13 protein-coding genes are annotated in these 12,279 nt (G+C 39.8%); 11 read left to right on the top strand and 2 right to left on the bottom strand.

The window, feature by feature from the left end; translation table 11 throughout:
• Positions 1–105: 105 nt before the first annotated feature.
• Together WDZ40_01535 and WDZ40_01530 are read right to left on the bottom strand one after the other, a co-directional pair.
• A complete protein-coding gene (locus WDZ40_01535; GenBank protein MEX0877528.1) occupies positions 106–927 on the bottom strand; it encodes a hypothetical protein in 822 nt (273 codons plus the stop codon).
• A gap of 17 nt (positions 928–944) precedes the next feature.
• Entirely contained in the window at positions 945–1,661 is a 717-nt protein-coding gene (locus WDZ40_01530) for a M15 family metallopeptidase (protein MEX0877527.1), read from the bottom strand.
• Between the two features lie 182 nt (positions 1,662–1,843).
• On the opposite strand from WDZ40_01530, the gene WDZ40_01525 reads away from it, so the two are divergent.
• The 11 genes from WDZ40_01525 to WDZ40_01475 all read left to right on the top strand — a co-directional run bounded on the left by WDZ40_01525 (position 1,844) and on the right by WDZ40_01475 (position 12,277).
• Positions 1,844–2,224, top strand: coding sequence for a hypothetical protein (locus tag WDZ40_01525; GenBank protein ID MEX0877526.1), 381 nt, complete (start codon positions 1,844–1,846; stop codon positions 2,222–2,224).
• 13 nt (positions 2,225–2,237) lie between these two features.
• Positions 2,238–4,901, top strand: a complete 2,664-nt coding sequence (locus WDZ40_01520; GenBank protein MEX0877525.1) for an ATP-dependent Clp protease ATP-binding subunit — start codon at positions 2,238–2,240, stop codon at positions 4,899–4,901.
• A gap of 17 nt (positions 4,902–4,918) precedes the next feature.
• A complete protein-coding gene (locus WDZ40_01515) occupies positions 4,919–5,299 on the top strand; it encodes a four helix bundle protein (protein ID MEX0877524.1) in 381 nt (126 codons plus the stop codon).
• Between the two features lie 211 nt (positions 5,300–5,510).
• Positions 5,511–5,882 carry a hypothetical protein gene (locus WDZ40_01510; protein ID MEX0877523.1) on the top strand — a complete coding sequence of 124 codons (372 nt, stop codon included), beginning with the start codon at positions 5,511–5,513 and terminating at the stop codon, positions 5,880–5,882.
• Positions 5,882–6,898 carry a hypothetical protein gene (locus tag WDZ40_01505; protein ID MEX0877522.1) on the top strand — a complete coding sequence of 339 codons (1,017 nt, stop codon included), beginning with the start codon at positions 5,882–5,884 and terminating at the stop codon, positions 6,896–6,898. Before WDZ40_01510 ends, WDZ40_01505 begins: the two co-directional genes overlap by 1 nt.
• Positions 6,899–6,907: 9 nt before the next feature.
• Entirely contained in the window at positions 6,908–7,684 is a 777-nt protein-coding gene (locus WDZ40_01500; GenBank protein ID MEX0877521.1) for a hypothetical protein, read from the top strand.
• Positions 7,656–8,504: a hypothetical protein gene (locus tag WDZ40_01495; protein ID MEX0877520.1), complete on the top strand. Its 849-nt coding sequence runs from the start codon at positions 7,656–7,658 to the stop codon at positions 8,502–8,504. Before WDZ40_01500 ends, WDZ40_01495 begins: the two co-directional genes overlap by 29 nt.
• 265 nt (positions 8,505–8,769) lie before the next feature.
• Positions 8,770–9,294 (top strand): hypothetical protein, encoded by a 525-nt coding sequence (locus WDZ40_01490; GenBank protein MEX0877519.1) that lies wholly within the window; start codon positions 8,770–8,772, stop codon positions 9,292–9,294.
• A gap of 9 nt (positions 9,295–9,303) precedes the next feature.
• On the top strand, positions 9,304–10,143 hold the full coding sequence (locus WDZ40_01485) for a hypothetical protein (GenBank protein ID MEX0877518.1): 840 nt from the start codon (positions 9,304–9,306) through the stop codon (positions 10,141–10,143).
• Between the two features lie 87 nt (positions 10,144–10,230).
• Positions 10,231–10,923 carry a hypothetical protein gene (locus WDZ40_01480; protein MEX0877517.1) on the top strand — a complete coding sequence of 231 codons (693 nt, stop codon included), beginning with the start codon at positions 10,231–10,233 and terminating at the stop codon, positions 10,921–10,923.
• Between the two features lie 94 nt (positions 10,924–11,017).
• Entirely contained in the window at positions 11,018–12,277 is a 1,260-nt protein-coding gene (locus WDZ40_01475; GenBank protein MEX0877516.1) for a hypothetical protein, read from the top strand.
• Positions 12,278–12,279: the final 2 nt, after the last annotated feature.

Genomic DNA, 12,279 nt, shown 5'->3' with positions numbered 1-12,279 from the left:
TATCAATTAGCCCCCAAAGAGGGTCATATACGAGTTTTATATTTTTGTGATTGTAAGACATGGTTGACAACTAAGTGCTATATTCTCACAATGCCACAAATATTCTTATTTTTCCAGAGTTTTAAGTCTTCTTATGGCTCCGGGCTTAAATTTATGAGCTTTTAAGAGAAGCTTATCCTGCCACTCTTGTTTTTCTATTGGAAGTTCGGTGTCAATTATTTTTATTTCACCGTATTCTACGCCTCCGTAGTGGCTTTTGCGTCCGTGTCTGCCTGCTGAGTGCGCGTAAACTATAACATTGTTATTTACACTTACTACCAGTAAAGGGTGTCCTATATTATCATGCCCCACCATACTTATTATATCCGCCGGTTGTATATCAGCTATTTTAACAGGAATAGTTGAGCCTTCATTACTGAACACAGGAGCATCTATTACGTATCGAGGATTGTTTCCCCAATCTTTTTGTATCCGTGCTAAACTTACCCAGTTCGGGTATGTTTCCACAACTGAACGTTTTAACCCTTTTGGAGGAGAAAGGTTTGGATGGCCGTATATTTCCAGCAACTGTTCTTTAGATTTATAAAGATGGTTCCTAAGCTCTTCATTGTAATTTTCTTTTAAATACTCGTCTAAAACATAATATGCAAACCCGGAACACTCTACCCCAAGATTGATTGAAGACATAAAAGCCCGATATTCCTCCGGAGTTTTTGGCTTTGTTTTTTCTTTTTCAAGCGCATCTATAAGATACTCTTTTATTTGTTCCGGCGTGCCCCTGCCTTTAAAAGGGAGAGGGGCAGGCTTTTTTCCTGAAAACTCTCTTCTGTGTTGTAGGGTCAGTTTTTCATAAGGATAAGGCACCCAAAATTCGGTGCCGCCAATTTTTAACTTATATTTATCTACAAACTTATTTATGTGTTCCATGTTTCAAGTTTTATGTTTCATGGGTTATATCTCCAGTGCCAGGGTTCGAACATCATGCCCTTCTCGTTGTCTTGTGGGTATGATAAGAAAAATCCGTACTTGGCAGCGTTTTTTAATAGCCACTTATATTCTATGGTTTCATCAAAACATATTTTATCTCCCCATATAACTCCGTTTTCTGTAATAAAATCTACTGCCTGCCTGGGAGGATATCCGTGCTCACTATAGCCGGGTAGAGCTACTTGTGCAAATGTTTTTTGGATGTCAAAATCATTTTTTTGAAAGTAGTATACAAACGTTAAAAACTGATAGGCAGGGGAGCGGTACCCCGACCTTACAAGCAGTCCGTCTTTTGTGTCTTTTTTTACCACCTTGTTCATTTTTGTGTATGCTTCGTACACGTTTTTAGGAAGATACTGTGTAGCTATCTTTTTTTCCTCCTCTTCCCAAATATATTTTTGCCCTCTTATTGCGACAATATCCTGTGGTACCGATTCAATGCCTAAATAAGGCGCCGCAATTCCATATTTTGCGGGATTTATATTTAGGATATTTTGCATAAGATATTTTTCTTCTTCAGACAGGCGATTTTCCAGCTCCTCAAAACTAATAAGTAAAACAAAATTATCCGACATCTCGGTCTTTATAATGTCTATCGTCTGCACTAAGGAATTTATGATGTTTTTTTCCTTGCCTCCAATTGTAATTGTTGTGGGTATAATAGAATCGGACATATACTTGTTGATAACGGGTTCTTAAGTTTAAATCGCGTGTTGTGTTAGAATAAAGGTATAATCGACTATTGTCGATATGGCTAAATGGTTTCAGTAATATGTATTTGGTTGCATTATCCGTGTGAATAAAAAGCCGTTTAACCATTTATCAATTAACCATTTAATTTTGCTTTGCAAAATTTATGTTATTTATTAACTATCTATTCTGGCATTATAGCACTGCTCCCGCAGCTATTTTAGTATTGCTTAAAAACTTTTCCATTGCAACATGGCACAAGTTTTTGATACTTCAGCACTTGCGTACGCTTTTTGCTCCGTGGCACAGGTTTAGCTCTAAGGAGTTGTTCGGCGCCAAAAGTTTTGGCGACAAGGTAGGTAACTGGATATTTGATATTTTCACACGTCTCATAGCCGCATTGATACGCTTGTCCGTGGTTATTACAGGTTTTGCAGTACAGGTTGCGGTACTTGTCTTTTTTGCAGTACTTTTTGCGGTTTGGATATTCTGGCCTGTAGTTGTTGTAGCTTTCATGGGCAAGGGAGTCTCATTAGTTTTCAGTTAAAAAAGTCAATTTCATGTTTTTTAATCTTAAAAAATCTCAAATATATAAAGCGGTTGAGTTTCAAAAATCGTTTTATCCTGAAATATGGAGACGGTTGCGCATTGTTTTTTTTGCTTTGGGCGCTGCAGCTCTTCTGGCTTTTGTCTTAACCCATCCTTTTTCTTTTAATATTCCTTTTGCACCAACCGCAAAAGACGTTCCGCTCTTGCAGGAACCCCCGGACATACAAGGAAGGGAGGTGGCACCCAAGGAAGGGCAGAACGTAATAATAGATGTGGGAGATAAATTATTTCTTTCGGATAGGAAATGGAAAGGGTTTGCTTATATATTTTTACCTCTCGGCCTTTTTCTGCTTTTCTTTGAGGGTATATTTTATCAGTTCTATTTAAAGTATCCTAAGACAAAAAATAGCGAAAATCTCGCAGACTTTCTCGGGTTTGACGAAGCCATGGTCCTTGACGATGCCTTTGGGGTGTCAAAACGCCTTGGTGAAGAGGCGGTTTCCGCGGACAGCTTTCTTTTGGCTTTTTCAAGATACGAACCTGCGAAGCATCTCTTTTTGCGTTTAGGAATAGACCCTTCAACCGTTGAGGATAATTTAATAAAAACATCTCCGGATGTTAAGCAAAAATTTCTTTCGGTAGTTTCCACTCCCTGGAACCGCGAGGTTAAATTATCTGCGGAGATGGATAAGTTGCTGGTTGGAACCGCTAAGCTTAGAAACGAGCATGGACATGAACGCATGACCCTTGCCGATTTTTTAGCAACACTTTTTGATGTGCATCAGCCCTTTCAGCAAATGGTTGTAAACCTGCAACTGGATAAGCCGGACCTCGTAACCCTCGCGATCTGGGAGGAGCATAACAGGGATGTCTGGGAAAAGAAGAGGAGATGGTGGACCAGAGAGAATCTTTTAAATTCCAGTCCGATAGGCGCTGAGTGGGTATACGGCTATCCAAGTCTGCTTGCCGGGTTTTCACACGACCTTACTTTGCCGTTTCGCCAAAGAGTGGCTGATATGAAGTTGGTTGGAAGAAAACAGGTTATGGAGCGCATGGACCAGATACTTACGCGAGGAGATAAGCAAAATACACTGCTTGTAGGAGAGAGTGGTGTTGGCAAGCGTGCTATTGTTTTGAGAATCGCGCAGAATATTTCTGAAGGCAAAGCCCCTAAGGAGTTAAATTATAAAAAGATACTGGAACTTAATGTTAACGCTATAGTTTCGTCTTCTTCCGACAGGGCGGAGGTCCAGCGTATTTTAGGTGGAGTATTAGACGAAGCTCAAAAAGTTGGTAACGTTATTTTGTTTATAGACAGCATACATAATTTTATAGGGGAACAAGAGGGGCTCGGGCGTACGGATATCTCGGAAATACTTTTGCCTTATATACAGTCTGCAAATATGCAGATGATAGCTACAACAACTCCGGGCAAGTTTCACCAGAACATATCTCCCCGTACAGATCTTCTTGCCCTCTTGGAGAAGGTGGATATTGAAGAACCCGAACGTGGCGCGGTTTTGAGAATTTTAGAGGACGAGGTTCTGCACATTGAAGCCAGAGATAGAATGTTTTTTATGTATGCCGCGCTCAAGACTATATATGAAGATGCGAACTCTTTTATACAGGCGGTGCCTTTTCCTGAAAAGGGTTTAAGCCTTTTAAATGAAGTGGTAAGTTACGTAAAGAGCCAGGGTAAAAATATTGTAGAGGTAGAAGATGTGCACGCTGTTGTTACAAGAAAGACAAATATGCCTCTGGGGGCTATTGGGCAAAAGGAAAAAGATAAGCTCATGCGCCTTGAAGAGGAGATGCACAAAGACATAGTGGGACAGGAGTATGCTGTAAAAACCATAGTAAGGGCAATGCAGAGGCTGCGCGCGGGTCTTACGCGTGAAGAGAAGCCCGCGGGAGTATTTCTTTTTGTGGGCCCTACGGGTGTTGGTAAAACCTTAACGTCTAAAGTTCTGGCAAACATATATTTTGGCTCTTCCGATAAAATGATACGTTTTGACATGTCGGAATTTCAGACGCTTGAGAGTGTGGAGCGCATGCTTGGTTCCTTGCGTCAGGAATACGCGGGCCAGCTGATAACTGCTGTGCGTGATAATCCGTTCTCAGTTATCCTTTTGGATGAATTTGAAAAAGCGCACAAAGATTTGCTTAATGTATTTCTCCGTGTCTTTGACGAAGGTAAAATGACAGATGTGTTTGGGCGCAAGGTTAACTTTCAGCACAATATTATAATCGCAACTTCAAACGCGGGAGCGGCAGAAATTCGCGGGATGGTGCAAAGGGGGGAGAACCTTGAAGAAGGCAAGCAGAAATTGCTGGACCTTTTTATAGACAACGGATATTTTAAGCCCGAACTTTTAAACCGTTTTGATGAGATAGTCATATACCATCCTCTTAATGAGGAGCAGATAAAACAGGTGGCCCAGCTTATGATAGGGAATCTTGTAGAGCGTCTTAAGAAAAAAGGATACTACTATAAGCCTACGCCCGAGGTGGTAGATTATGTTGCCAAGGTAGGGTTTGACCCGCAGTTTGGCGCCCGTCCTATGGCACGCGCTATTCAAGATAAGCTTGAAAGTTACATAGCCAGATTGATTTTGGAAGATAAGATAAAAAAGGGTATAGAGTTTGAAATTTCTGTCGGAGATTTAAATGAGTAACAAAAATTTAAAATTAAATGGTTGATAAAAAATATTTAAAATTGAATGATGTGAGTGTATATAGAGTTGCTTTTGAATTGTCAAATTATGTGTGGAATATTGTTGTTGAGTGGGATGTTTTAGCTAAGAAAACCATTGGAGAGCAGTTTATTAGATCAGTAGATTCAATTTCTGCTAATATTGCTGAAGGTTTCGGGCGCTATTTCAAAAAAGATAAAATTAAGTTTTATCGCTATAGTTTTTCCTCTGTCCAAGAATCTTTGGATTGGAATGAAAAAGCAAAGATTCGTCATCTTGTTACAAAGGAGCAATACGAGCATATTTTTAAAGAATTAAACAAACTCCCAAAGGAAATAAATATATTGATAAAAATAACGAACGACAAACTAAACGATTAACCATATAACCGTTTAGCCATTTAATCTCGTTGTGGATAATCCTTCGATGTCCTCAGGATAAATAATGAAGAAATATTTACAACAAGCGGGGCAGTTGAGTGTTTAACAATGAGCGATTCGGCGAGCTCATCGTCGAAACTTGTCGAATTGTGGATAACTCGGAATGTTCGCATAGCTAATAGGCAGTATAACTGATAAAATAATAGTGAACATGGAGTTTTTGCAAAACATATCAAGAAAACAGGCGATAGTTATAGTTGTAGCCATATTTTTAATTATATCTTTTATTTTTGCGTCTATCTGGTTTTTAAATATTAAAGAACAGAAGGAACAGGAAAAAGAGGAGGCAGAAAGAAATGAGAGGATAATGCAGGAAAAAAGGGAAGAACTTGAAAATCTTCGTGAACAAAATGAAAATCTTGAACCCACAGAAGACCCTGTAGAGCAAAAAGAGCAGTTAGGCAGATTAAGAAGACAAAACCAGCTTGAGGACGAGTTGGGTGAGGGAGAAACCCAGCCCGGGGAAACAAGCAACCCTGAAACACAAAAAGAAGACTTACAAAAACTAAGAGAGCAAAGTTAATGGCAATGCAAAAATTAAAAAAATACTTAAAGCATCAGAAGAGCGCGATTGTTGTTTCTGTATTTTGGGGTTTAGTTGTTTTAATGTTCGGCTTTACTTTTCACACCTTTGCCGCGTGGAACCCCCCTACAGCCTCTCCGCCTGCGGACAACACTCCAACACCTCTTAACGCGACAGGTGTTACGCAGTATAAATCGGGCGGGCTTGGGGTTGGTGGAGTTTTTGAAACGGATATAGATGCTTATTTTGGCGTAACCAGCGGAGGGGTTGCGATTGGCTCGGGTTATTCTGGTTCCACACCTCCCGGAAGCGGATTGATTGTTGAGGGTACTATTGGAATAGGAACCTCAAGTCCTGACATGCCGTTACATCTAAGGTCACAGGCGAATGAGTTGTCAAGCGGGATAAGGTTATCCGCTTCTGATTATATAACTAATGGAGGATATGTGATATTTAATAAAAACGATAGCACGGGGCGAGCTCTTATACAGAGCGGAGATAGTGCGACTTGGCGAGAATTGGCCTTTAATCCATATGGTGGACTAGTAACGATAGGAAGCGGAGGACTGGTTGTGGGTGGCGGCACAGGAAAAATTACCGCGGGTGTGTTTGACCCTGTATATTCAATAGGTGGTACAAAGTATGCGACTTACGCGGCGGGCATGATAGGGCTTAAAGAGGAACACACCGATGTTATAAATCTTGAATATGATGAGAGCAGTGGTTTATACAGAGCTATCTTGGATTTTGAAAACGCGCAGGAGGGTAGTGATTTATGGCTGTTTTCAAAAACAACGAATCTTGATAAGAATTTTCAAAGTTTGGCAGTCCTGTTAACAACCTCATTCAGAGGCGATGTTTGGTACGAAAAAGATAAGGAAAACATGCGGGTTACGGTATACGCGGAAAAAGCGGGAGAGGTATCCTACCGCCTGACTGCTCCCCGGTTTGATTTTGAACAGTGGACCAACTACGCAAAAGATGCCGAGGGCATAGACGGTTTTATAATAGATTAAGTTTTAATTGTGAAAACCCATATAAAAACCTTTTTTATATTCGCAGCAATAGTTGCGAGTTTTATTTTATTTACTGACGGCGCTAATGCCACCTCGCACCTTTCCCCGTGCACCAGAAATCCAGGCGGGGATGTTTTAATAGATTCAAGTTGCGCCTTCCCTGAATTAGTGGATGGTGTTGATAATGGACACCTTACAATAGACGGCCCTTCCGGAACAACTTTAACCATAAATGCAAACCAGACACTGGTTTGGAACCCGGGTGGTTTTGAGGTCCGTCTTACTAACGGCAGTATAGTAATAAACGACACGGGGGAACTTAGAAAGAATTATCTTTGGATGGAGGACAAGGATTCCGATGGCTCGCCTGCGACATTAACCCAGGTTGGATCCCAAACCCAACCAACAAGTCCGTTGCATGAAAGAAGGCACACTATGTCATCGTTAAGCACCACAGATTGTGATGACAATGACCCTGGTAGGCCTCCTTGTTATGCAGAGGGGTACTATTATGGACAGAGTTATTATCAAAGCTACTACTATGGACAGGGCTACTACTATACACAAGGATATTATCAAAGCTACTACTATACACAAGGATATTACTATTCACAAAATTATTACGAAGGCTACTACTATGGACAGTGGTATTACTATGCTGAGATGTACTACTATGGTCAGTGGTACTATTACGCACAAGGGTATTACCAGGGTTACTACTATAGCCAAGGAGGATACTGTTTAATTTGGGGTCCATATGGATGGGGTGGATGTGGATGTTGCTAATCGTATGAATAATATTGCAATAAAAAAAACAGCACAGATTGTTTTAGCCATCCTTTTTTTAGCGTCTTTGATGATAGGGTTTAGTATATTTAATACAGAAGATAACACTAAAAATAGTGTTGTAACGGACATATGCGATTTACTGGAGCTTGCCGAGGGGGTTGTTGTCAACAACGCGCAATGGCAGTATTTGCGAACCGACACAATACTAGTACCTACAAATCCCGAAAAGTATGGGGAGCATAATGATACTCCTACCCTCGATCTTGTTTGGCTCTTTAGTGTGTATTTATTGCAGAACCAGCAGGCTAACGAGGTGGACCTTTATTTTGATAGGATAAACAGGATAGCGATAGGAACTCCTCACTATGAAGAGGTTTTTTCATGGGAGGGATCACCACCCGAGGAGCAAGAGATATTGTTTGAACGGGAGACACTTCCGGGTCAGTTTTTAATACGTGAAGGATTATTGGGCATTAATCTTTGGCCCACAGCCAAAGAAGGTGTGTATGAACATTGCATAGAACTTAAAGATGGCTCTGTTTATCGCACCAAATTAGTCTGGACAGCACCCCTGCTTGTAAACGCAGAAGTTTTAGAAGAAAATATTACAACATCTAAAGCAAGAGTTAGTTTTGAAGATGTGGATATAAGTTCTTTTGAATTTTTATTTTACATAAATCCTTCCAACGTTGTACACAAAGTATTCCCAACAGGTAATAATTTTATAGATATTCCTTTGGAAAATGGACAAATACAAAAGGGTCAGCATTCAATATTATTCCGCAAAAATTCCGAATTTTATACATCCAGTTTTTAAGAATTTTGTGAAACAGGTGAAAAATTTAAAATGGCAAATCTCAAAAGCAAGAATATAAAGTACATAGTGCTTGCAGGTGTTTTGGCTTAATCGTACTGACGCACAAATTGGAAATCACGAAATTTTTGTTAAAAAAGATGGAGGTTGGTACAGGTTTTCGTTTTTAATGGTTAGCGCGGAAGACTTGTCTGAAGCCGGCATTTAAATAATTTTTAATTAATAACACCGCCTTACATAGTTACGCGCGGTATGGTATAAAAAATATATGGATTTAAACAATTTATTGAAAAACAAAAAGGAGATTATTTTAGCGGTACTTGTCGTAGCAGTGTTAATAGGTGGCGCTCTCTGGTTTGGGGATTATTCTCCGGAAAATAAAAATCTTTCAGATAACGACCAAGTTCAGCTAACAGAAGAGGAAAGACTTGAAGCCGAAGCGTTGGAGACAATAGGAAAAGGAAAACAGTCTTACAGTGTATCAAGTACAACAGAACCCAGGTTTACCAGGTTTGAAATAGACCCACTGGATGCTTTGAAGGGAGATATGCAAATTGCCGAGGTCAAATTGGAACATCACAGCCCTGTAGATTCAGTTACAGCTGAACTCCTTACATTTTCCGGCACAACAAGTGTTAACTTTGAACTTGTTGAAGAGGTGGAAGAAAACGGTGTTTACAAAAGCACATGGAGAGGGGAGTGGACAGCTGAAGGTCTTTTGGGAGGAATGAACATCACTGCCGTTAGCGGGGAGGATGTGTCGCGTGTGGAACCCCGTTTTGTGACAAATTAAAGATAATAGATGAGAATATTTTATAAAAAAAATGGGCGCCGTGGTGTAAATTTATACATAGCTTTTCTTGTGTTTGTTTTACCTTTGTTACTTTTTGGAATATTTCAGGAAACCAAAGAAGCTAATGCCACCTCGCACCTCACCCCGTGCACCAGAAACCCAGGTGGGGATGTTTTAATAGATTCAAGTTGCGCATTCCCTGAATTGGTTGACGGTGTTGATAACGGACACCTTACAATAAACGGTCCTTCCGGAACAACTTTAACCATAAACGCAAATCAGACAGTGGTTTGGAACCCGGGATTTGAAACCCGCCTTACTAACGGCACAATAGCAATAAATGACACAGGAGAACTTAGAAAGAGTTATCTTTGGATGGAGGATAAGGATTCTGATGGCTCGCCTGCGACATTAACTCAGGTTGGATCCCAAACCCAGCCACTGAGTCCGTTGCATGAAAGAAGGCACACTATGTTATCATTGAGCACCACAGATTGTGATGACAATAATGCCGGACAGCCCCCTTGTTATTCAGAGGGATATTACTATGGACAAGGATATTACCAGGGATACTACTACGGGCAGAGTTATTACTATGCACAGGGATACTATCAGAGCTATTACTACGGACAAGGGTATTACTACGGACAAGGGTATTATCAAGGATACTACTATGGACAGAGTTATTACTATGCTGAAATGTACTACTATGGACAGTGGTATTATTACGCACAGGGTTATTACCAGGGTTATTACTATAGTCAAGGAGGATATTGCAGAGTTTGCAGCCCTAGTTGTGATGGATCTTCTTGCAATACCGCCTGCGGAACATGTCCTTGTTGTAGTTAAAGAATGTTATGTATAATGCTTTTTTCTAAAAAAAAAATTACTTTAATTTCCGGGGCTATAATACTATTTTGTTGTGCCGTTTTTGCGGTGTTTTTTTTTAAACACTCCGCAACAAGTACGCCCAAAGACAGCTTGGGGGACTCTTCCCTTTTGTGTAGCAGTTACTCCGATGATTTTTTGATATATTATTATTCTTCTTATAGCACAGAGGTTGGATCAGAAAAAACTCCATCAGGTGACCCGATTATAAATGAATTATATTACTTGGTTGATGGGCATGGTGAAGATGTTACTTTCGTTCAAAGTGAGATAAAGAGGATAATTTTTAGGAGCCCTACAGAAGAACCGTTTGTTGCGGAAGAAGAGTTAGCACGAGAACTATTTGATTTTGAAAAGAGGTTTAAACCAACCTTTCAAAAGACTATTTGGCCCATAGTAGGGGAAAAAGGCAGGTATGAATACTGCGTTTTAAATAAGGATGATAAATACAGCAACATAGTTTTTGATTGGAATGGGGTGGAAAACGCGGAGGTCAAAAAAATAGAAGAAAATTTTGACCAAACGGTTTTTGAGATTGAGGGTATAGATTTGAGTTCGTTTGATGCTATGTTTTATATCAATCCCTTTGGATATGTCGAGAAATTTTTTCCTCGTGGTTTAAAATATTTAAACTTAGACAAAACAAGCATTGAAAAAGGCAGGCACATATTTATAGTTAAGCAAGATGGACAATGGCATAAGGCGGTTGTGCATAATCCGGAAGATTTTGAAGGACGATAGATAGTGGCATTGTTTTTAACTACTTTTAAGAATGCTGTGACATATTTGTACTAAGCGCGTTTGTGGAATAAGTGGAAAGTTTAAAAAATTTAAAATGGCAAATCACAAAAGCAAGAATATAAAATATATAGTGCTTGCTGGTATTTTGGTAATTAATACGGTTTTATTGGGACTGTATTTTTTTGGTCCGTTTAAGCAAGGCACTGTGGAAGATGCGGGTTTTACTCTGGATACTGAAGACCTGAAATATATTGAAGGGGGTAATCTTGATTTTGGTGATATAACTAATTTTTTTGTTAACCTCGCCGAAGAAAAGGACGCTGAGTATGCAATGAATCTTCTTATATACGCTACCGGTAATAATATTCTACCTTCCGGAATAGACACACACTTGCTTGGACATAGCGTAGCTGACGTTTTGTATAAACAGCGTGGCCTTGAAGGAATAGATGTGTGTACTCATGATTTACGCAATGCTTGTTCACACTCTATAGTTATAGGTACTCTCTTAGAAAGAGGGGTCGGTGCTTTGGAGGATATTGCTGAAATTTGCAGGAATGCCCCCGGTGGCAAAGGGGCATATACTATGTGTTTTCACGGTCTTGGGCATGGGGTTTTAGCATTTGCTGAATATGAACTGGAAGATGCTATTGTGCTTTGTGAGAAAACAGGGACTACCGAGTATGGCAACAGGGAATATGTAGAATGTGTTGGAGGAGCTGTTATGGAAATGATGGCGGGTATACACGATAGAGAACTTTGGTTAGAAAAAAAGGACAAGTATTTAAGTGCAGATGACCCATTGTCCCCGTGTAATAAAGACATAATACCTAAAGAAGCGAAGGGGATGTGTTATACATATTTAACCCCGCATCTTATAGAAATTGTCGGAGGAGATTTAGGAAATCCGAGCTCAGAATCTATTGAAAAAGCAATGGCTTTTTGTGAATTGTTGCCCACTAGTACCCACAAAGAAGACAGAAATACATGTTTTTCAAGCTTTGGTAAGGAATTTATAGCAATGGTGAATGGCAGAAACGTCCAAAACATAGGTGATATGTCCGATGATAAATTGCAAAAAATCTATGATTTATGTCAGTTAGTTAATGATAAAGAAGGGGTGCGTTATTGTCTGAGTTCAGCTTTAACATCCCTGTATTGGGGGGGAGAAAACAGACCAGGCGCTAGTATACGATTTTGCAGTTTGATGCCAAAACAGGATGAGAAGGATTTTTGCTTTACTAATATGTTTGGCATGGTGCGTTATTATGTGGATGACATAACGTATCGCAAAGACATATGCCTTGGCGTTCCCGAAACTTTTAATATACAGTGCCAAGATGTTTTACTCTAAAC

The organism is Candidatus Spechtbacterales bacterium (genome assembly GCA_040879145.1).
GTDB lineage: Bacteria > Patescibacteriota > Minisyncoccia > Spechtbacterales > 2-12-FULL-38-22 > JAWVZY01.
The sequence above is the reverse complement of the archived record's forward strand: the minus strand, read 5'-3'. Positions and strand labels throughout refer to the sequence as shown.